Source organism: Alcaligenes sp. YSL9 (genome assembly GCF_030515105.1).
Classification (GTDB): Bacteria; Pseudomonadota; Gammaproteobacteria; order Burkholderiales; family Burkholderiaceae_B; genus Alcaligenes; species Alcaligenes phenolicus.
The window spans coordinates 224,531-244,285 of sequence record NZ_JALXJU010000004.1 but is presented as its reverse complement, the minus strand read 5'-3'; the positions used below and the strand labels follow the sequence as shown (position 1 = coordinate 244,285).

Genomic DNA, 19,755 nt, shown 5'->3' with positions numbered 1-19,755 from the left:
CAGCGGACCGGCGACCAGGGCGGGAGAAGGTATTTTGTCGTGCCGCGCTTGAGTGCGCTGCGGGCGCATCGCTTTTGATGTTGCAGAGGTCTGAACAATAAGTCCCACACCCAGCTTGGCTTGCCCCCCAGAAGTTGGAGACTGCTCCAACCTTTGGGGGGGCATGACTACGTACGATGAGCAACATAAGCTGGACGTGGCCCAGCCCGAGCCTTGGTGAGACAGCCCTTTGCCTTGTTTTGATGCCAAACAGGTCACGTCGGCCTGTGGGGCGGCACAATCTGCCTGGCGTTAGTGTCCGCAAATAGCGTGTTACGTGCCCCTATCCGCGTTTGCGGACAAGGGGCTTCTACATCAAGGGATCAGGCGGTTTGACGCTCTTGTGCCAGTCGTCCCATCCCTTGCGGAAATAAATCCAGCCCAGCCGTCGCCACCAGATCCCAGAAGCCAGCAGGCGAGCTGGACACAACAGTGACGCCCAGCTTGTCCTCGACCTGACGCACGGCTTCCAGCGACACCAGGCCGCCGCAAGACAGCAGCAAACCTTGTGCCTGACCGGGGGCCTGCTCTTGGGCGATGTCCCACGTCTTCAGACACAGGTCTACCAGCTCCTGCGTGCTGATTTTCGACATGGCCGTGACGTCATTAACGCCCAGTCCATAGGCGCAGACGGCCTGGATCTGGTTCTGGTCCAGAAATCGGACCAGGCGCTGGTTTACGTCATCAATATAGGACGAGGCCACCGCTACCCGTTCGATGCCGCTGACACGCAGACCGCGCAAGATGGCATGGCTCATGGTGGAGCATGGCAAGCCGGTGGATTCGCGCAGACGTGCCACCAGCTCTTCGTTAAAGTCCGAGCCGCGGTAAAAGCTCAGCGATGTTCCCATCAGGGACACGGCCTGGGCGCCACGGGCAGCCAGTTTCTGGGCTGCTTCCACCACCTGGTCGATAACCTGGTCATAGCCTTCCTTGTCCACCGAACTGAGCGCCAGACCTTGGGCGATGAAATCGATTTCCGGGTACATTTCCGGACCTTCCGGAGGCACCAGACCGGCGGCTGGCGGCACGATCAGGCCAAGTACGGGGCGCTGGGCGCCAGAGTTGTCAGTCGTCATAACTTAGCTGCTTATTTCATTGTTTAAAGTCGAGTTGGGCGGTCTTGATGACATTGGCCCTGCGTTCTGTTTCTTCACCCAGCCATTTTTCGGTGGCCTGGGCATCTTGATAACCGGCTACCGAGCCTTGGGCCAGGAAGGCATCCTGTACTTGCTTTTGCTGCATGCTGTTTTCCAAGGCCTTGCTGACGGTGGCGATCAAAGCCGGGTCCACGTTTTGTGGGGCCAGCATGAACAGTGACGGTGTCACGCTATAGCCAGGAATGGTTTCCGAGACGCTGGGCAGATCGGGCATGCCGGGGAAGCGGCGCTCGGACAAGGTGGCCAGCAGACGAATGCGGCCGGAGTTGGCCAGGCCGATCGAGGAAGCCAGGCTGGCAAAGGACATGGACACTTCACCGGAGGCCAGAGCCTGACTGGCGGGAGCGCCACCGCGGTAAGGAACGTGCACCAGTTCGGTTTTGGTCTGCAAGGCGAACAGTTCACCGCCCAGATGGTGCACCGAGCCTACGCCCACCGAGGCGAAGGTTTCTGTTTGAGGGGGCGCTTTGCGAATGGCCTCGATCAATTCGGCCACGGTTTTGACAGGGCTGTCGCCCGGAACGGCCAGCGCCAGATCAGACTGGCCCACCATACCGATAGGGGCGAAGTCACGTTGCAAGTCGTAGCGCAGAGCCGGGTAAATATATGGGGCGACCAGCAAGGAGGTATCGGCAAACAGCAGCGTGTTGCCATCGGCCTGGGATTTGGATACGTAGTCGGCAGAAATGGTGCCGCCTGCGCCGGATTTGTTTTCCACAATCACGGTGCGGTCCAGCTCCTTGCTTAGCGCCTGAGCGGTGACGCGGGCCAGGGTGTCGACCCCGCCGCCGGGGGCAAAACCCACGACAAGGCGAATGGGTTCGGCAGCGTGTAAAGCGGCCACAGGGCTTAATGTCAGGGCGAGCGCAGCCAGCGCACGCCGTGTGAAACGGCTTGCAAACATGAGAAAGTCTCCTCGGTATGAGTGGTAGTTTTTTTAGCTAATTATTAATTCAGTGCCGCATATAAAACCCGGCTAAAGGGTTGAGCTGGGCGTTTAGCCAGCTATAGCGCTCGCGCTTGTCGAACTCCCATTTTTCAGGATGGGCCTGGGCGACACGGCGCAGGGATTCGGCTCCGGACAGCACATGGCTGGCCGCGGCTTGCATGGCGCTGGGGCCGTCGCGTTGGGCCAGTGCCTGGGTCAGTGCCTGATGTTCATGCCAGGACTGCTCCATGCGGTTTTCCTGATCCAGATGGCGGTGGCGGTAAGGGTTGGTCAGACGGCGCAGGTGTTCAATTTGCTGCACCATGAAGGTATTTCCGGCAATGCTGTGAATCAGGGCGTGCAATTCGGCGTTGTACGTGGCGTAATCAGCCAGGCTTTTTTCTTGCAGGGCCTTGGCACCGCGCTTTTGCAAACGCTCCAGTTCGCGAATCTGGGCATTGCTGATGCGGTAGGCCGCCAGCTGGGTACAGGCGCCTTCCAGCAGGGCCAGGGTTTCCAGCATTTCTTCCAGCTCTTCAATCGTGTGCTGGGTGACAAAAATACCGGCTCGGGGGGCAATGCGCACTTGTCCGGTGGCTGCCAACTGCAACAAGGCTTCGCGTACCGGGGTGCGTGAAACCCGGAAAAAAGTGCACAGCAAGGATTCATCAATGGCGCTGCCCGGCGGCAGATCACCGCTGGCAATGCGGTGCTCCAGTTCGATTCGTACCCGGTCGGTATTACTAAGCGTCATGTCTGTCTCCCAAGCCTTTTCCTGTTTTTTAGGCTTAAATGATTCTAGGGAGGGGTTTTTGATATATCAATTAAGGCTTATCCGAGGGTAAAGAAAGTTTTGCCCCGTTTTGATTCGGAGAAATTTCACGGATAATCATTTTTTGCGCCCCCTCTGGCCCCGTTCGGTCATAGAGGAAAGCACGCTATTTTTCGGATAAAAAAACCATGAGCGAAGAACGTAAACCGCTGGATGCATTGGCCAGCGGCGCCATGCTGGTCCTGTGCCTGATCTGGAGCTTTCAGCAGATTTTGCTCAAGGCCACGGCCAATGACATGGCGCCTATTTTTCAGATCGGTTTGCGCTCGGGTGTGGCTTGTGTGTTGGTGGCTTTGCTGGTTCTGGTGCGCACGCACAAGCTGGCCTTTACAGAAGGGGCCTGGAAGCCGGGGCTGATGGCCGGCTTGCTGTTTGCGCTGGAGTATTTGCTGCTGGGTGAGAGCCTGCGCTTTACCTCGGCAGCGCACGTGGTGGTGTTTTTATATACCGCTCCTGTGTTTGCGGCTTTGGGCCTGCATATTCTCTTGCCGTCCGAGCGTTTGGCCCGTTTGCAATGGGTGGGGATCGGGCTGGCGGTGGCGGGCATTGCCATTACCTTTCTGGGGCCGGCCAGTATGGACGGGGCCAATCTGGGTCGCATGTTGATCGGGGATTTGATGGCCTTGGCCGCCGGAGCCTTGTGGGGCTTTACCACCGTGCTGATTCGTAGCACGCGCCTGTCTGCCGTCCCGCCCTCGGAAGCTTTGCTGTATCAGCTGTTCAGCGCTTTTGTGATTTTGATGGTGGCCGCTGTCGTGACCGGGCAAACCGATATTCATTGGTCAGGCTTGTTGGGCGCCAGCCTGGTGTTCCAGTCTGTGGTGGTGGCGTTCTTGAGCTTTCTGGTGTGGTTCTGGTTGCTGCGTCAGTATCAGGCGTCGCGGCTGGGGGTGTTCTCCTTTGCCACTCCCTTGTTCGGGGTTCTGTTCGGGGCGTTTTTGCTGGGTGAAACGATCGAGCCGCGCTTTGTCACCGGAGCCTTGCTGGTGCTGATGGGTATTACGCTGGTCAGTGCTTATAGCTGGCTCAATCAATTGCGTAAACGCGTCCGTTGAGCATGAGTGCTCTCTTTTTACAGGCAGCAGGAATATGAAAACGGGTGCCAAATCTGCGCCTATTTCGGTCACCTTGCTGACTGGGTTCTTAGGCAGTGGCAAGACCACCTTGTTGAACCGCGCTTTGCAAGAAGCGCAGATGGCCGACACGCTGGTCATCATCAATGAGTTTGGGCAGACGGCGCTGGACCATCATCTGGTGGCGCATAGCCAGGAAAATGTGATCGAGGCTATGGGCAGTGGTTGCTTGTGCTGCACCATACGGCGCGATCTGGTACAGACCTTGCGCGACATTACCTGGCGTTTTTCGCGGGCAGGCCAGAGACAGTTTCGACGGGTTCTGATTGAAACGACCGGGCTGGCCAATCCTGCCCCTATCTTGCATACCTTGTTAAGCGATCCGCAACTGACCGGGAAGTACAGCCTGGCGGGTGTGGTGACGGTGGTGGATCTGGAACATGGGCTGGAAACGCTGGCGCGCCATGCCGAAGCGCAACGACAGGTGGCTGTGGCTGATTTGCTGCTGTTCAGCAAGCGTGATCGGGTGGATGCCGTGGCGGAAACGGTACTGCGTGAATACGTGCGTGGTTTGAATCCTTTGGCGCAGCAGCAGATTCTGGCGGTATCGCAGCCTGTTGCGCCCAGTTTGTTGGGCTTGGGTGAGCAAGCGGGGCAAGGACGGGCCTGGAGCTTGGAAGCGTTCGAGGCATTGGGGCAAGATACTGGCGATCACGATCACGATCACGATCACGATCACGATCACGATCATGTGCATAGCCATAGCCATAGCCATAGCCATAGCCATAGCCATAGCCATAGCCACGGCACGGGTACCCTGGCTGGCAACAGCAACAGCAACAGCAACAGCAACAGCAACAGCAACAGCAACAGCAGCAGTCAGCCCAGCAGCCTTGAGTCTACTCACCTGCATGGAGCAAGCTCCAACGAGTCCGCGGTCGGCTTGCCTGATGTTTCCCGCCATGGAGATTCCATCTACTCGTTAAGCGCCCTGTTCCCCCAAGCTCTGCCCGCCGACAAACTGCAATCCTGGTTGTCGGATCTGTGCCAGTGGGCAGGCCCTCGCCTATTGCGCCTTAAAGCTGTTCTGCCCGTGCAGGGCATGGACCAGCCGCAGGTGATTCATGCCGTGCAGCATCAGTCCTATCCTTGGCAGGCCGTGCCGCAGTGGCCCTGGCCGGATCAACAAGGGCGCATGGTAGTGATCACACATGATCTGGATTTCCAGGAGCTTTGGGCGCGGTTGCAGGCTTTGGATACGGCGGTTCGAAAGACGGATTGATACTCGCAGAGTCCGAGCCTCTCTTGGCCGGATTTTCTCTAGTCGTTGACTTCGAGCCTTTCTTGATCGGATTTTCTTGAGTCGCCGGGAGCTTGATGGAGCGTTGTCTCTTGGTCATCCGAACAGGCTATCCACCGCTGCGGCAGACAGCACCCCAAAGCCGAAAAAAAGGACGCCTAAGCGTCCTTTTCAAAAGCCTTTGGGCTAACAGGTTTTATTGGGGCTCTACGCCCACTTTCTTGAACAGGGCGGCCCACTGGGGCACTTGTTGCTCCACCTTGGCTTGCAAGGCAGCCGGGTTGGCTTCTTTGTCCATGACCGTTGCGCCCAGGGTGGCCATGCGGCTTTGGAAGTCCTTGTCGGCCATACCGGCTTGAAGCGCTTTTACCAGGGTATCCACGACAGGCTGGGGTGTATCTTTCGGTGCCCACATGCCGTGCCAGATGCCTACTTCAAAGTCCTTGAAGCCGGATTCCTCCATGGTGGGGACGTCCGGGAAGGTCGGGACGCGCTCGCGGCTGGTGACAGCATAGACCTTCACCTTGCCGGATTTGATTTGCTGGGTGGTGTTGGTGGTTTGGTCACACATGATGTCCACCTGCTTGCCCATCAAATCCGCGATGGCCGGGGCGGTGCCTTTGTAGGGCACGGTCAGCAGTTCAATACCCAGTGCCTCGGTGAACATGGTGCCGCACAGGTGGCTGGCCGCGCCAATCCCGGCGTTGGCCAGGGAAACCTTGTCCTGGTTGTCCTTCAGGTACTGCACCAGCTCCTGAATGTTGTTGGGTGGGAAGTCCTCACGGGCAATGATGGTCATGGGAACGTCAACGACCAGGCCGATGGGAGACATGCCGTTGATGGCGTCATAGCCGGGCTTTTTGTATAGCGAAGGGGCGGTGGAAAAGCCGATGTGCATCAGCAGTATGTTGTAGCCATCCGGCTTGGCGCGGGCGACCTGGGAAGTGCCAATGGAGCCACCTGCCCCGCCTTTGTTTTCCACCACAATGGTTTCACCCAGAACTGGGCGCATGGCTTCGGCCAGAGCGCGTGCCACGTTGTCCGTGGGACCGCCCGCCGCAAAAGGCACCACCATATTGATGGGGTGGTCCGGATAACCGGCTGCCTGTGCGGTAACCGAGCAGGCCAAGGCCGCGCCCAGACTGACAAACAGCTTGTTTAATGCAACAGCCATAATGCCTCCTTGATAAGGATTACTTATTCTTTTGGGAGATACTTGGGTCCGGTCGCTCTGTGCTGCGAAGCGTTGCAGGAGTGGCTTTATTCTACTGAGGGTGGACGTGTTTCTTTTTCAGGTCTAACCCTAGTAAGGGGCCTGAATGGACTAGGGGAATATACGGGGGCTCGCATGGCGAGCAAGCCACAGCCAGAGCTTGTGGCTTGCCAAGGTGCCTGCTCAGGCAGAGGCCGGTTTATGCAGTACCGGCGTCAGATAGGCGATGATGGAAACAGTCAGTGCGGCGGTGGCGATCAGACTGCAGAAGATCATCAGGCCCTGGTCCAGACCCAAATGGTCGGCCAGCCAGCCCAGACCCAAAATAGGCAGGATGGCACCCAGATAGCCGGTGATCAGGTAGGTAGACGTCAGACCGGCACGCTGATGCGGGGGCGAGACACGCTGCACGATAGACATGCCGCCGTACATGCACAGGCCGTGGCCAAAGGCGGTCAGCAGCACGCACAGGATGAATAACAACGAGGAACTGGCCCACAGATTGATCAGCAAGGCGATACAGGCCAGGGTAAAGGACAGCAGGCCCACGATGACGCTGCGCTTGGCGGGCCAGCGGCGGATCAGCAGCTGGAAGCCCGAGGACAGGAACAGAATAATCCCGATGGAAAAGCCGCTGGTGGCCGGGCCGTGCCAAGGCACCATTTGCGCCATGAAGCTGGGCGCCAGAGAGGCGAACAGGCTGAACATGGCAAAGGCGCAACAGGCGGACAAACAGCCAATCAGATAGGGGCGGCGCAGATGGGTGGCGGGCAGTGTCAGGCGCGGCATCCAGGTGCGCCAGTTGGTCTTTTGCGGTACCGGCTGTTTGCTGGCAATGGGCTTGATCTGAAACAGGGCATAGATGGCCAGCACACCCAGGGCCATGGAGGGGATATAGCTGGAGAACAGCGGGTTCGGTACCCACTGTGCAATCAGGCCGCCTACGACCGGGCCCAGGCCAAAACCAAAGGCCAGCATCAGTGAGGTGGTAGCGGCAGCGCGTTGCACGTCTCCGCCCCGGTTAAATTGCCCCAGGCCGATGGAGGCTGAAGTCACAATCATGCTGGAAGCCATCCCGATCATGATGCGGCTGAACACAAAGCTGCCTACATCCCAGGCAAAGGCGGACAGGGTTACGCCGCTGGTCACCAGAATCAGGCCGGTACGCAGCACGGGCATAAAGCCTTTCATGTCGCTCAAGCGGCCCAGAAACAGCAGGCCCGTCAAACCAGCGGCCATATAGGCCACGTACAGTTGGGTAATGTGACTGGCGTTCAGGTCCCAGCGGTCCTGATACAGCGGGTATAGCGGGCTGGCCAGGGCTGTGCCCATCACCCCGATACACATGGCGATACTGATCCACACGTAGGGGTCCCACTTGCTCTTCTTGCACGCCGGGCGCGCAGCCGCAGGCTTGTCAGCAGCCTTTTGCTGGGCTGGATGGTTCAGGTTCTGTTCGACCCGTGCTTTTTGCAGGGTCCGAGCGGGGGCGCTGGCGTGAAAGTCCTTGCAGCTTTGGGAGTCTCGCCAGCTTTCATGCAGCACCCATTGTCCTGGGGGCTGGTCTTTGCGCAATACATCGAAGCGTAAACAGGCGCTGTTGGCCCGGGCTTGTCCAGCCAGCGAGTCTACATAAGCGGCCTGTGCCTGAGGGTCCAGATCGGTGAAATGGTAGTTTGTAGTGCGAAAGTACGTATCGCCCATACGGCGCAATCCTTGACAGCGAAATCATTCGGGACCATCAAGGATACTCTTTCGTGTCTGCACTGACATGGCAATTCGCTGACACTAGGCTGGCTGGCGTAAATCCAGATGTATATCAGCTACACGCACAATTTCGGCTTCGTGGTCCGGGTCGCGCCAGGTGTCCTGACAGGCCATCTGGTGCCAGCGCTGCATGGCAGGCAATTCCAGTATGCGATTCATGTAGTCCTGACAGGTTTCGTCCAGTTTCAGACCATAGGTTTGCAGGCGAAATACCACGGGAGCGTAAAAGGCATCGACGGCGCTAAAGCGCTCTCCGGCCAGGAAAGGGCCGCCAAAACGGCTCAAGCCTTCTTGCCAGATGGTTTGCAGGCGTTCCAGCTCGCCTTGCAGACGCATGTCCTGCTGATGGTGGTGGGCGCGCAGGGCGACGGCAAAGGGGCAGAGATTTCGCAAGGAAGAAAAGTTGGCGTGCATTTCTGCACTGGCGCTGCGCGCCCAGGCGCGGGCAATGGGGTCTATGGGCCAGACGCCGGGATGCTGTTCGGCCAGGTATTCGGCAATAGCCAGACTGTCCCAAATGATCTGCCCATTGGTATGTAGCACAGGTACTTGGCCCGCCGGTGCCATTTCATGGAAAGCCAGGGTGCTGAAGGAGGGGCCAAAATTGAACCAGCGTGCGTCAAAGTCTATGCCCAAGTGGCTCATTAATAACCAGGGGCGCAAGGACCAGGACGAATAATGGGGATTGCCCAGAACAAGGGTATAGCTTTTTGAGGGTTGCATGGCGGCAAGCTTTCACGAAGGTGATGGTGTTTGCACTTTAGTAGGCTTTGTTCTGCTTGGGTAGTACCAGTGCCGGCTTAGCGTTTTGGTATGCTGGTTTTTTTTGCGGATTTGGGGAGCGGTGTGCATGGCGTATGACCTGGAGAAACGGCTGGTGATTGGGCTGGCTTCCAGCGCTTTGTTTGATCTGAGCCAGTCCCATCAGGTCTTTCTGGAGCAAGGTGAGGCAGCGTATCGTGATTACCAGCTGGCGCGCGAGCATGAGCCACTGAAGCCGGGCGTGGCTTTTTCCTTCATTCGGCGCTTGCTGGCCCTGAATGATCTATCGCCCGACGATCCCTTGGTCGAGGTCGTGCTGCTGTCCCGTAATGATCCCAATACAGGCTTGCGGGTGATGAATTCCATTCGCCATCATGATCTGGACATTACGCGGGCGGTGTTTCTGCAAGGGGGCGACCCCAGCCCTTACATCCAGCCGCTGTCCATCAGCCTGTTTCTGTCGGCCAATCAGGAAGACGTGCATCGGGCGGTGCAGCAAGGCTATCCCGCAGGTCAGGTTCTGAATTCCTCTTACGAGGATGCTTATGACGACCAGCCCATTCGCGTGGCTTTCGACTTTGACGGGGTGATCGCGGACGACGAGTCCGAGCGCGTGTATCAGCAGGAAGGTGGTTTGCCGGCCTTTTTCGAGCATGAAGTGCGTTTGGTGCAAAAACCGCATAATCCCGGCCTGTTACAGACGTTTTTGCTGAAGTTGGCGCATATACAGGAAGTGGAGCAATTGCGTCAGGAGCAGGATGCCAGCTATGTGCCGCGTCTGCGGATTGCGATTGTGACGGCACGCAATGCGCCGGCTCACGAGCGTGTCATCAATACCATCCGCAGTTGGGGTATCGAGGTGAACGAGGCCTTCTTTCTGGGTGGCATTGAAAAACGTCGGGTGCTGGAGGTTTTGCAGCCCCATATTTTCTTTGATGACCAGACCACCCACCTGATTCCCACCGCGCAGACCTTGCCGTCCGTGCATATTCCGTTTGGGGTGGTGAACCATCCGCCAGTGAAAGTGGTGGTGCCGGAGAAAAAGAAAGGGCGGAAACAGGCCAAGACAAAGCCGCGAACTGATGCTTGATCAGGCGCGGCTTGGTTCCTGGGGGCACTCAGCCCTCAGACTTGGGCCAGGGCGCGGCTAACGGCGCGTGCAGCGGGCTGGATCAGGCTGGCTAGCGCTTCGGGGCTGATCGCCTCAAAGCGTTCCAGCGTACCCAACAAGGTCAGGCTGCCGAAGATACGTTTGGCATCATCAAAAATAGGCGCGGAAATACCGCCTATGCCCGGATTGATCTGCTCTTTGGTGATGCAATAGCCCGCACGGCGCAGTTCCTGCATATGGGCGGAAAACACCGGCCATTCCTTGCCCAGGCGCTGTACATAATCAATCTCCTGATTTTTCTCGTACAAGCGGCGCAGATGGCGGGTGGGCAGATAAGCCGTGACGATACGGGCTGTGGAGCTGCGGAACATATCCATGGTGCGGCCCCGGCCAAACAGCAGCTCGAAACGCTCCGGCCCGGTTTCCTGATGGGTGGTCAATATGCGTTCGCCATATTGCTGGCCGATCAGGACGTCCAGTCCGGTCTGCTCGACCAGCGAACGCAGCAAGGGGCGGCAACGGCTGACCAGCGGATCAAATTCGCGGATCAGCAGATCCATTTCTATAAACCGGGGCCCCGGCGCGTAACCTTCGGGACTGCGTATCAGCAGGCCGCTAGTGCATAACTCTTTCAGGTAGCGATAGGTTGTCGCGGGAGGGTAATTCAAGCGAGCGCAGATGGTTTCCACATCCAGAACCGGAGTGTCTGCACCGTACAAGTCCAGAATTTGCAGCATGCGTCTTAGACTATTCATGTGCCCTCGTAGAAGCGGAGTTGTTGGTTCTTTATTCTAACCATGCTGCGGCGTGTCAGTGGAGCGCAACATCGGGCATTGGCCGAGTCTACTGGTTTATACCTAAACCATCAGATTATTCAAAAATTATTCTCAGACTGCGGTAATAATCTGAGGCATAAGCGGGTCTGTTATGCATTTGCTTACACATGGCCTACTCCTTTTGTGGCGTCGGGTTCTACGCGGGCCCGGACCCGGTTTTTTTTGAGGCGGACATGGATCAGGCTCAGCCCAGTCAGGTGTCTTTAGAGATCAAGAATGTGCTGTTCATCATGTGTGACCAGTTACGTGCAGACCACCTGTCCTGTTATGCCCCTGGGGGCGCATTAAAGACCCCCAATCTGGATCGTCTGGCCGCCATGGGTGTACGCTTTGATCGTGCCTATGTGAACTCTGCCGTCTGTGGCCCGTCACGGGCCTCGTATTACACCGGCCGCTATCCCTTGTCGCACCGGGTCACCTGGAATCGCGTTCCCCACCCCATCGACGAGCTGTATCTGGGCGATTATCTGGCCCAGTCCGGGCGAGAGTGCCATCTGCTGGGCAAGACCCATCACGTGCCGGACCCGGCCGGGGCCAATACCCGACGCTTCCAGGTTCAGCCCGAGGCGGCCGAGCGCTTCTGGCAAGGCGGCTTTACGGCGATTGAACGCTATGACGGTCACTTTGAAATGGGCTCGGATAGTGAATACCGCCAGTATTTGCAGGCTCAGGGTTACGACAGCGAGCGTCCCTGGGAAGACTATGTGATTGGCAGCCAGGATGCCCAGGGTCAGTTTGCCTCCGGTTGGTACATGCGTAATGCCAGCCTGCCAGCACGGGTACAGGCGCAGGACTCTGAAACCGCCTACTTCACCCAGCGGGCCATGGATTTCATCACGGCCAAAGGCGAAGAGCCCTGGGCCTTGCATCTGTCTTTCATCAAACCGCACTGGCCTTATAAAGCGCCAGCGCCTTACCACGACCGCTTTGGCGCGGAAGACGCCTGTACGCCCTTGCGTGCAGAGCACGAGCGCCAGAATGCACACCCCGTGCATGCGGCCTATCAGCAGCATGAAGAATCCCTGTCTTTTGCTCAGGACGAGGTCTGGCGCACGATCAAGCCTGTCTATATGGGCCTGGTTCAACAGATCGATGATGAAGTCGGCCGTTTGCTGGACATGCTGGAACAGCAAGACCGCCTGAAAGACACCCTGATTATTTTCAGTTCTGATCACGGCGATTTGCTGGGCGACCACTGGCTGGGCGAGAAAGAGTATTTCTTTGAAAACGCCATACGCGTTCCGCTGATCGTGGTTGATCCACGGACTTCAGCGAATGTCACACGTGGTCAAAGCAGTGATGCTTTTGTCGAGTGCGTGGATGTCACCCCTACGATTCTGGATGCCTTGCACCTGCCCGCCCAGGAGCACCGGGTGGAAGGCCGTTCGCTGATTCCCTTGTTGCACGGCCAGTCCGACTGGGCACGTGAGTACACCGTGGCCAGCCTGGATTACGCCTATCGGGAAGCCCGCCAGATTCTGGGCCGTGGCGTGGATGAATGTCGTGGCCTGATGCTGCGCGATAGCGACTATAAATACATACATTGGCAAGGCTATCGGCCACAATTATTCGACTTGAAGCAAGACCCTGACGAGCTGCACGACCTGGGCGCAGACCCGGCGTATGCAGCGGTTTGTCGGCGTATGAAAGAAGGCCTGCTGGACTGGCATGACACCCTGAAAGGGCGTGCCAGCGAGAGCTGGGCTGCGGTAGAGGATCGTACCAATGCGCATGAGCGCATGATGAATATCTTGATTGGACGATGGTAAATGCGCTGCGGGGGGCTACCAGTCGGTGGCGGGCCGCAATCAATAACGATAAGGAGTGGACAATGAAGCAGCTTAAAAATACGACGCTGGCCCTGTTGTTGGCAGGTGTGGGTGCTTTGGCCCCGATGATGGCTCAAGCCGCCTGGCCGACTACGGACCAGGTGCGTATCGTGGTCCCCTACCCACCCGGCACCGAGCCTGACATTCTGGCCCGCGATCTGGGTGTGCATCTGAACAAGGCCACCGGCAAGGTCTTTGTGATTGAAAACCGTCCGGGCGCCAACGCCATTATCGGTACTGACAATATCGCCAAAGCCAAGGGGGACGGCTCGGCCCTGCTGATGGTCGATAGCCTGGCGGTATCGACCAACCCGCTGCTTTACAGCAACCTGCCCTACAAATGGGAAAAGGACCTGAAGCCGGTCACCACAGTCGCTGGCGTGAACCTGTATCTGCTGGTGCGTAATGATTTCCCGGCCAAGGACTACAAGGAATTTATCGCCCAGGCCAAGAAAGCCAATGGTGATACCAATGTGGGCACTGGTGGCCGTGGACACGTCACGCACCTGGGCATGGGCTTGCTGGCCCGTGAAGAAGGGGTGAACTTCACCTACATCCCTTACAAGGGCATGGCCCCGGCGACAAACGCCATTCTGGGCGGTGAGACAGATGCCATGCTGGTCGGTGGCATTCTGGCATCCCAGCACGTAGATGGCGGCAAGGTGCGAGTCTTGGCGGTAGGCGCTGACAAGCGTACTGAACTGCTGCCAAATGTGCCGACGGTGCAGGAAGCAGGTGGCCATGCCAACAGCATTCCGACGACGACTTTTGCGCTGTTTGCCCCCGGCACCACGCCGGATGACACCGTGAAAGAAATTCAGGAAAAGGTGGATGCTGCCCTGAAGACCCCCGAAATGCAGGCTGCCTTCAAGAGCCGTGGTCTGGCCCAGTTCTTCACCACCCCGGCCCAGACGCTGGAGCGCGTGCAGAACGACTCCAAGGTCTATTCCGAGCTGATCCCTACCCTGGGCATTCAGCCTGAGTAATGGGCTATCTGGCAGAGCCATACATCTGATCAGTAGCCTGGCTGCTGACGGTTATGGCTCTGTGAAGCCTCAAGGTTGGAAAGGATAAAAAAACACCACACACGCCCCGTTCAGGTGAGGCGTGTGTGGTGTCTCTTGAATCTGGAAGTCGCTACAGACCAGGTTCAGAACGCCAAGCCCGCGCTATGCAGGGTTAGAACCGATAGTGTGGCCGGGCGGGCTGCGTTTTACTGATCGTTGTAGTCGTGCTGCTCGGAGATCAGACGCCGCAAGGTGGTTTTGAGGGCGCCGACATCCAGCGGTTGCAGGCGCTGCACCACTTCCTGTTCGTGCAGGCGGGCCTTGGCGATCAGGCCGGAGATCAGCGTCTGGCCTTCTTCGGTGATGCGTACCAAGGTGATGCGACGGTCCACATCGTGGGCCACGCGGCGCAGCAAACCTTGCTTTTCCAGGCGATCGAGCAAGCGCGTGACGGTGGGTTGCTTGGTGGTGGCAATACGAGCCAGATGGCCGATGCTCACTTCGCCCGCGCCGGACAGGGTGGACAGCACACGCCATTCGGAAATGGACAAACCGTTGCTTAGCACCACTTCATGGAATTCGGCAGAGATCAGCTGGCTTGCCTGGGCCAACAAGGCGGGCAGGTAGTTTTCGACAAAGACGGTGTCGTGTTCGGTGGGGCTCATGGTGCTTATTGTCATTACAGGCTAATGGGTGCCGCAAGGCAGCAACAGGGCTCACTATAACCAAGCTGTCCGCTCGCGTGTCGCAAATAATTTAGCTACTTTACTAGGGAAAACCATGAGAATGGATATGTTGAGATATAAACATATTCCGATGAAAATAAATACCATGTTCACAATGAGCGGTAAGTAAGGAAAGAAAAATGGCTGAGCGATCGTTTGTCGAAGAAGTCAAAAAGCTGCGCCTGGGTGATGGAGACGTATTCAGTGGCGAAGGCATCCTGGCGGTGACCAAGGCCCTGCTGGAATCGGGCGTGTCCTACGTGGCCGGTTACCAGGGTGCGCCTATCTCGCACTTGATGGACGTGCTGGCAGATGCCCAGGACATCCTGCAAGAGAACGGAATCCGTTTTGAAAACAGTGCCAGCGAGGCAACGGCGGCGGCAACGCTGGCTGCGTCGGTTAACTACCCGCTGCGTGGCGCCATCACTTTTAAAGCAACCGTGGGTACCAACGTGGCCTCGGACGCGCTGGCCAACCTGGCCTCTGGCGGGGTCAAGGGCGGTGCGTTGATCATTGTGGGCGAAGACTACGGTGAAGGCTCGTCCATCATGCAGGAGCGCAGCCACGCTTTTGCCATGAAATCCCAGATGTGGATGCTGGACCCCCGTCCCAACCTGCCCTGTATTGTGCAAGCAGTTAAAGACGGCTTTGATCTGTCCGAAGCGTCCAACACCCCTGTGATGCTGCAGCTGCGTATCCGCGCCTGTCACGTGCATGGTCAGTTTGTGGCCTCGGACAACCGCCGCGCCAAATTCACCATCAAAGAAGCGATGGAGCAGCCCACACGCGACATCAATCGCATTGTGTTGCCGCCTGCCAGCTTCCTGCATGAAAAAGAAAAGATCGAACAGCGCTGGCCTAATGCCGTCAAGTTCATCGAAGAGCGTCAGTTGAATGAATTCTTTGCTGATGGCACCGATGACGTCGGTCTGATCGTTCAGGGCGGTGGCTACAACACCGTGATCCGTGCTCTGGAGCATCTGGATATGGCTGACGTGTTCGGCGAATCCAAAGTGCCGATGTACGTGATGAACGTGGCTTACCCGCTGATCGAATCTGAAATCGTCCGCTTCTGTGAAGGCAAGCGTGCGGTGCTGGTGCTGGAAGAAGGTCAGCCCAACTTTGTTGAACAGAACATCTCCGACATCGTGCGTCGTCACAATGTGGACGTGACCTTGCACGGCAAGGATCTGTTGCCTCTGGCCGGTGAGTACAACACCGCCACCATGTTGAAAGGCCTGCGTGCCTTCATGGAAAAATACGAGCGCATCGAGCCCCTGCCAGCCCGCAAACCACGCGTGATCCCGATGAAAGTCGAGACCGTGGAGCGTCCCAAAGCTGAGCAAGCCAGCCTGGTGGAAGTGGAAGCGGCTGAAGTCAAACCCTTGGGCAGCCTGGACGAGAACGTTCACGCCCGTCCGCCAGGGTTTTGTACCGGCTGTCCCGAGCGTCCTATCTTTACCGCTTTGAAGCTGGTGGAGCGCGAGCTGGGCGAGCACCACGTGTCGGCCGACATTGGCTGTCACCTGTTCTCCATTCTGCCGCCCTTCAACCTGGGCAACACCACCATGGGTTACGGCCTGGGTGGCGCCGGTTCGGCCGCCTTGAACGTGGATTCGGACAAGCGTGCCATCTCGGTCATGGGTGACGGTGGTTTCTGGCACAACGGTTTGACCAGTGGTATTGCCAACGCCGTGTTCAACCGCAGCGACAACCTGACCATTGTGATCGACAACAGCTACACCGCGGCTACCGGTGGTCAGGACATTCTGTCCTCCAAGGCCAAGAACGAAACGCGCAGTACCGGTCACCTGATCGAGAAAGCTGCGCGTGGCGTGGGTGTGGAATGGCTGCGCATGATTCGTCGCACCTACGACTTGAAGACCATGACGGCAACCCTGCGTGAAGCCCTGACGACCAAGGAAAAAGGTCCCAAGGTGCTGGTGGCGCAAAGCGAATGTATGTTGAACCGTCAGCGCCGCGAGAAAGGCCAGGTGCGTAAAGCCGTGGCGGCGGGCGAACGCGTAGTGCGCGAGCGTTTTGGTGTGGATCCGGATACGTGTACCGGTGACCACTCCTGCATCCGCTTGTCCGGTTGCCCTTCGTTGTCGATTCGCCCCAATCCGGACGCCCTGCGTCAGGATCCGGTGGCGAACGTGATGAACAGTTGTGTGGGTTGCGGTCTGTGTGGTGAGGTTTCCCACGCCGCGATTCTGTGCCCGTCTTTCTACCGTGCACAAGTGGTCAGCAACCCGACTGGCTGGGACAAGTTCCGCGAAAAAACCCGCCGTAGCTTTATCGGCTGGTTGCAGCGTCGTGACGCTGCCCGTCGTGAACGTCTGGCCTTCTAAGCACACCCGTAGAGATTTTTATCATGCAGATCAAACCAATCAAGATTGCTATTTTGGCCATGGGTGGCGAAGGCGGCGGCGTGTTGGCCGACTGGATCGTCAACCTGGGCGAACAAAACGGCTACTTTGCACAGACCACCTCGGTGCCGGGCGTGGCCCAGCGTACCGGCGCCACGATTTACTACGTGGAACTGTTCCCGCACTCGGCCGCCGTGGATGGCAAAAAGCCTGTGCTGGCCCTGATGCCCATGCCCGGTGACGTGGACGTGGTGCTGGCTTCCGAACTGATGGAAGCCGGTCGTGCCGTACAACGTGGCCTGGTGACAGAGGACCGCACCACGCTGATCGCTTCCACCCACCGTGTCTATTCCATTGCCGAAAAATCGGCCATGGGCGATGGCCGTGTGGACGACAACGCCCTGATTGCGCACGCAACCCAGGCTGCCAAGCGCTTTGTGTACTTCAATATGGAAAAAGCGGCCGAGGATTCGGGCAGCGTGATTTCCGCCGTGCTGTTTGGCGCATTGGCCAGCACCGGCGTGCTGCCCTTTAGCCGTTCGCAGTTTGAACAGACCATCGAGCGTGGTGGTGTGGGCGTCAAACCCAGCTTGAAGGCTTTTGGTGCCGCTTACGCCCGTGTTGCGGAAGGTGATGCAGGTAAAGCCGATTCGGAAAACAAGCCGGTTGATATGGCGACGCTGGCCCCCCGCGACCCTGCGGTGGCCAAGCTGATTGACCGCGTCCGTGCCGAAGTACCCGCGCAGGCCCAGCCTATCGTGGTGGAAGGTGTGCGTCGTGTTCTGGACTTCCAGGACGTGGCCTACGCCAATCTGTACCTGGACCGCCTGAAAAAGATCAGCCAGTTTGCCCGCCCTGACGATGTGGCCCTGATCCGCGAAACCGGCCGCTACCTGGCGCTGTGGATGTCTTACGAGGACGCCATTCGCGTGGCTGAACTGAAAACCCGCTCCAGCCGTTTTGACCGTGTGCATAAAGAAGTGCGCGCTGCCGACGGCCAGATCGTGGCAATCAATGAATACATGCACCCCCGTGTGGAAGAAATCAGCGAAATCCTGCCGTTTGCCAGCGTAGGCCGTTGGTTGATGCGTCCTACCTGGGGCAACAAGCTGGTGAAATCCCAGACCAAATCCGGTCGTGTGATTCAAACCAGCTCGGTGCGCGGCTTCATTCCCTTGTACCTGCTCTCGGGCTTCAAGCGCTGGCGTCGTCGTACGTTGCGCTACCAGGCTGAGCAGCAGCGTATTGAGGGCTGGCTGAAGCAGATTGAACAGGCTGCCGATGCTCATCCGGCCCTGGCTCTGGAAATTGCCCAGTGCCAGCGTCTGGTCAAAGGGTATGGCGATACCCATGCCCGTGGCTTGCGTAACTACCAGACCGTGATGTCGGCTCTGGAGCGCAACCCCAGCACCCTGTCACCTGCCATTTTGGGTGCCTTGCGCGATGCGGCTTTGGCCGACGAGCACGGCGTCAAGCTGGAGGCTGCACTGCGCCAGTACGCACTGGTGTAAGGGCAACACCGGGCCGCTTTCGGGCGGCCTTGGTGAAAACCCTTGAGGAAGCGTTTTTATCCCGCCAAATACTTTATTTCTAAAATATTCATAGTAGAATATAAATTCGGATTGGCACTGCGACCAAGGCCCTGAAAGCCAGACATCCCGTGTCTACTTGGCCACTTGTTCAAGCAAGAATATCCCGCCTGTTGGTCAAACTGAATTAGCCAAAGCTTGGGGGAAAAACAATATGAATCAAAGCGAAGCAGCACTCGAATTTTTGGTAGAACCGGCTGATGCCGGCTTTGAAGGCCGCGTCGGTCCCAAGGACCCCGCCAGCCTGAAATTGTGGTTGCGCATGCTGACCTGCACCAAGCAGATCGAAGACGAAATCCGTCGCCGCTTGCGCCAGAATTTTGATATTTCGCTGGCCCGTTTCGACTATATGGCTCAGCTGTATCGTTACCCGCAGGGCCTGAAGATGGGCGAATTGTCGCGCTATCTGATGGTAACCGGCGGCAATATTACCGGACTGACTGATGAGCTGGCCCGCGAGGGCATGGTGTCTCGCCAGAGCAGCCCGACCGACCGACGTGCTTGGGTGTTGCGTCTCACCCCCAAGGGCAAAAGCAGTTTCGAGGCGATGGCCCAGGCCCACAGCGACTGGATTGCGGAAATGTTTGAAGGTCTGGGCACGGAAGAGGTCGTGCACATCCATCAGCATCTGGGCCTGTTGCGGGTCCATCTGCAAAGCGCTGCTGGCTAGCATAAGGTGCATCCTGCCAGGCCTGTAAACCAGGCAGGATGCGGATAGCGTCACGAACAGGCGCACAAAACACTTGCTAAAAAGGTGTCTACAACATGGTTTCCAAGCTGTACGAACAAGAACATCGCATCCGTTTTTCGGAATGCGATCCAGCGGGTATCGTTTTTTATCCGCAGTACTTTGTGATGTTTAACGACCTGATGGAAGCATGGATCGACTCCATGACCCCCGAGGGTTTTCACAACATGATCGCCAGCAAACGGGTAGGCATGCCCTCGGTGCATATCGAAGCCGAGTTCAAGTCCATCAGCCGTATGGGTGATGATGTGGTGATGAGCCTGGGTGTGGAACGCATTGGCAATAGCTCCTTGAAGCTGCTGTTGCGCTGCATCGGTAAAGACGGTGTGTTGCGTATGCAAGTGCGCCAGACCGTGGTGACCACCTCGCTGGAGACGCACCTGGGTATTCCTATCCCTGATTTCCTGCGCAACCCCATGCAAGAGTATGTGATTGCCCAGCCAGAAAGCAGCAAGGCTTGATCTAGT

General features: G+C 57.7%; 17 protein-coding genes. 9 read left to right on the top strand and 8 right to left on the bottom strand.

Annotated features, from left to right (window positions below; all coding sequences use genetic code 11):
* Positions 1 to 362: 362 nt before the first annotated feature.
* Genes M2Q46_RS17605 through M2Q46_RS17595 form a run of 3 tightly spaced genes read right to left on the bottom strand, consistent with a single transcriptional unit; the run spans position 363 to position 2,881 of the window.
* Positions 363 to 1,118 carry an arylmalonate decarboxylase gene (locus M2Q46_RS17605; protein ID WP_115634701.1) on the bottom strand — a complete coding sequence of 252 codons (756 nt, stop codon included), beginning with the start codon at positions 1,116 to 1,118 and terminating at the stop codon, positions 363 to 365.
* Between the two features lie 16 nt (positions 1,119 to 1,134).
* On the bottom strand, positions 1,135 to 2,103 hold the full coding sequence (locus M2Q46_RS17600) for a tripartite tricarboxylate transporter substrate binding protein (protein ID WP_302357745.1): 969 nt from the start codon (positions 2,101 to 2,103) through the stop codon (positions 1,135 to 1,137).
* Between the two features lie 49 nt (positions 2,104 to 2,152).
* On the bottom strand, positions 2,153 to 2,881 hold the full coding sequence (locus tag M2Q46_RS17595) for a GntR family transcriptional regulator (RefSeq protein ID WP_026483950.1): 729 nt from the start codon (positions 2,879 to 2,881) through the stop codon (positions 2,153 to 2,155).
* A gap of 206 nt (positions 2,882 to 3,087) precedes the next feature.
* On the opposite strand from M2Q46_RS17595, the gene M2Q46_RS17590 reads away from it, so the two are divergent.
* Positions 3,088 to 4,014 (top strand): DMT family transporter, encoded by a 927-nt coding sequence (locus M2Q46_RS17590; protein WP_035269388.1) that lies wholly within the window; start codon positions 3,088 to 3,090, stop codon positions 4,012 to 4,014.
* Between the two features lie 34 nt (positions 4,015 to 4,048).
* On the top strand, positions 4,049 to 5,314 hold the full coding sequence (locus M2Q46_RS17585) for a GTP-binding protein (protein WP_302357743.1): 1,266 nt from the start codon (positions 4,049 to 4,051) through the stop codon (positions 5,312 to 5,314).
* Positions 5,315 to 5,528: 214 nt separating this feature from the next.
* Here M2Q46_RS17585 and M2Q46_RS17580 read toward each other — a convergent pair whose 3' ends face one another.
* The 3 genes from M2Q46_RS17580 to M2Q46_RS17570 form a co-directional block, all read right to left on the bottom strand.
* On the bottom strand, positions 5,529 to 6,506 hold the full coding sequence (locus M2Q46_RS17580) for a tripartite tricarboxylate transporter substrate binding protein BugD (RefSeq protein ID WP_035269381.1): 978 nt from the start codon (positions 6,504 to 6,506) through the stop codon (positions 5,529 to 5,531).
* A 222-nt stretch (positions 6,507 to 6,728) separates the two neighbouring features.
* Positions 6,729 to 8,249 carry an MFS transporter gene (locus M2Q46_RS17575; RefSeq protein ID WP_021447148.1) on the bottom strand — a complete coding sequence of 507 codons (1,521 nt, stop codon included), beginning with the start codon at positions 8,247 to 8,249 and terminating at the stop codon, positions 6,729 to 6,731.
* Between the two features lie 84 nt (positions 8,250 to 8,333).
* Positions 8,334 to 9,035 (bottom strand): glutathione S-transferase, encoded by a 702-nt coding sequence (locus M2Q46_RS17570; RefSeq protein WP_031232823.1) that lies wholly within the window; start codon positions 9,033 to 9,035, stop codon positions 8,334 to 8,336.
* Between the two features lie 127 nt (positions 9,036 to 9,162).
* On the opposite strand from M2Q46_RS17570, the gene M2Q46_RS17565 reads away from it, so the two are divergent.
* A complete protein-coding gene (locus tag M2Q46_RS17565; RefSeq protein ID WP_035269377.1) occupies positions 9,163 to 10,164 on the top strand; it encodes a 5'-nucleotidase in 1,002 nt (333 codons plus the stop codon).
* Positions 10,165 to 10,199: 35 nt separating this feature from the next.
* Here M2Q46_RS17565 and M2Q46_RS17560 read toward each other — a convergent pair whose 3' ends face one another.
* Positions 10,200 to 10,940, bottom strand: a complete 741-nt coding sequence (locus tag M2Q46_RS17560; RefSeq protein ID WP_035269374.1) for an IclR family transcriptional regulator — start codon at positions 10,938 to 10,940, stop codon at positions 10,200 to 10,202.
* A 254-nt stretch (positions 10,941 to 11,194) separates the two neighbouring features.
* On the opposite strand from M2Q46_RS17560, the gene M2Q46_RS17555 reads away from it, so the two are divergent.
* Both M2Q46_RS17555 and M2Q46_RS17550 read left to right on the top strand, forming a co-directional pair.
* Positions 11,195 to 12,790, top strand: coding sequence for a sulfatase-like hydrolase/transferase (locus M2Q46_RS17555; RefSeq protein WP_302357848.1), 1,596 nt, complete (start codon positions 11,195 to 11,197; stop codon positions 12,788 to 12,790).
* Positions 12,791 to 12,852: 62 nt separating this feature from the next.
* Complete coding sequence (locus tag M2Q46_RS17550) at positions 12,853 to 13,836, top strand: tripartite tricarboxylate transporter substrate binding protein (protein ID WP_009463828.1); 984 nt, start codon at positions 12,853 to 12,855, stop codon at positions 13,834 to 13,836.
* Between the two features lie 227 nt (positions 13,837 to 14,063).
* Here M2Q46_RS17550 and M2Q46_RS17545 read toward each other — a convergent pair whose 3' ends face one another.
* Complete coding sequence (locus tag M2Q46_RS17545) at positions 14,064 to 14,522, bottom strand: MarR family winged helix-turn-helix transcriptional regulator (protein WP_009463827.1); 459 nt, start codon at positions 14,520 to 14,522, stop codon at positions 14,064 to 14,066.
* Positions 14,523 to 14,722: 200 nt separating this feature from the next.
* Here M2Q46_RS17545 and M2Q46_RS17540 point away from each other — a divergent pair, with 200 nt between their 5' ends.
* The 4 genes from M2Q46_RS17540 (at position 14,723) to M2Q46_RS17525 (ending at position 19,749) form a co-directional block, all read left to right on the top strand.
* On the top strand, positions 14,723 to 16,933 hold the full coding sequence (locus M2Q46_RS17540) for an indolepyruvate ferredoxin oxidoreductase subunit alpha (RefSeq protein WP_035269366.1): 2,211 nt from the start codon (positions 14,723 to 14,725) through the stop codon (positions 16,931 to 16,933).
* 23 nt (positions 16,934 to 16,956) lie between these two features.
* The gene (locus tag M2Q46_RS17535; protein ID WP_035269365.1) at positions 16,957 to 18,462 is read left to right on the top strand and encodes an indolepyruvate oxidoreductase subunit beta family protein; all 1,506 of its coding nucleotides are present in this window, start codon (positions 16,957 to 16,959) and stop codon (positions 18,460 to 18,462) included.
* 232 nt (positions 18,463 to 18,694) lie between these two features.
* Positions 18,695 to 19,210 carry a MarR family winged helix-turn-helix transcriptional regulator gene (locus M2Q46_RS17530; RefSeq protein ID WP_009463824.1) on the top strand — a complete coding sequence of 172 codons (516 nt, stop codon included), beginning with the start codon at positions 18,695 to 18,697 and terminating at the stop codon, positions 19,208 to 19,210.
* Between the two features lie 95 nt (positions 19,211 to 19,305).
* Positions 19,306 to 19,749 carry a thioesterase family protein gene (locus M2Q46_RS17525; protein ID WP_035269363.1) on the top strand — a complete coding sequence of 148 codons (444 nt, stop codon included), beginning with the start codon at positions 19,306 to 19,308 and terminating at the stop codon, positions 19,747 to 19,749.
* Positions 19,750 to 19,755 lie beyond the last annotated feature (6 nt).

Bases quoted from the DNA above. Each gene is read 5' to 3' on its own strand.
- M2Q46_RS17535 (WP_035269365.1), top strand. From the start codon at position 16,957: ATGCAGATCAAACCAATCAAGATTGCTATTTTGGCCATGGGTGGCGAA.
- M2Q46_RS17605 (WP_115634701.1), bottom strand. From the start codon at position 1,118: ATGACGACTGACAACTCTGGCGCCCAGCGCCCCGTACTTGGCCTGATC.
- M2Q46_RS17585 (WP_302357743.1), top strand. From the start codon at position 4,049: ATGAAAACGGGTGCCAAATCTGCGCCTATTTCGGTCACCTTGCTGACT.
- M2Q46_RS17580 (WP_035269381.1), bottom strand. From the start codon at position 6,506: ATGGCTGTTGCATTAAACAAGCTGTTTGTCAGTCTGGGCGCGGCCTTG.
- M2Q46_RS17600 (WP_302357745.1), bottom strand. From the start codon at position 2,103: ATGTTTGCAAGCCGTTTCACACGGCGTGCGCTGGCTGCGCTCGCCCTG.
- M2Q46_RS17530 (WP_009463824.1), top strand. From the start codon at position 18,695: ATGAATCAAAGCGAAGCAGCACTCGAATTTTTGGTAGAACCGGCTGAT.
- M2Q46_RS17545 (WP_009463827.1), bottom strand. From the start codon at position 14,522: ATGAGCCCCACCGAACACGACACCGTCTTTGTCGAAAACTACCTGCCC.
- M2Q46_RS17560 (WP_035269374.1), bottom strand. From the start codon at position 10,940: ATGAATAGTCTAAGACGCATGCTGCAAATTCTGGACTTGTACGGTGCA.
- M2Q46_RS17575 (WP_021447148.1), bottom strand. From the start codon at position 8,249: ATGGGCGATACGTACTTTCGCACTACAAACTACCATTTCACCGATCTG.
- M2Q46_RS17595 (WP_026483950.1), bottom strand. From the start codon at position 2,881: ATGACGCTTAGTAATACCGACCGGGTACGAATCGAACTGGAGCACCGC.
- M2Q46_RS17590 (WP_035269388.1), top strand. From the start codon at position 3,088: ATGAGCGAAGAACGTAAACCGCTGGATGCATTGGCCAGCGGCGCCATG.
- M2Q46_RS17525 (WP_035269363.1), top strand. From the start codon at position 19,306: ATGGTTTCCAAGCTGTACGAACAAGAACATCGCATCCGTTTTTCGGAA.
- M2Q46_RS17540 (WP_035269366.1), top strand. From the start codon at position 14,723: ATGGCTGAGCGATCGTTTGTCGAAGAAGTCAAAAAGCTGCGCCTGGGT.
- M2Q46_RS17570 (WP_031232823.1), bottom strand. From the start codon at position 9,035: ATGCAACCCTCAAAAAGCTATACCCTTGTTCTGGGCAATCCCCATTAT.
- M2Q46_RS17555 (WP_302357848.1), top strand. From the start codon at position 11,195: ATGGATCAGGCTCAGCCCAGTCAGGTGTCTTTAGAGATCAAGAATGTG.
- M2Q46_RS17550 (WP_009463828.1), top strand. From the start codon at position 12,853: ATGAAGCAGCTTAAAAATACGACGCTGGCCCTGTTGTTGGCAGGTGTG.
- M2Q46_RS17565 (WP_035269377.1), top strand. From the start codon at position 9,163: ATGGCGTATGACCTGGAGAAACGGCTGGTGATTGGGCTGGCTTCCAGC.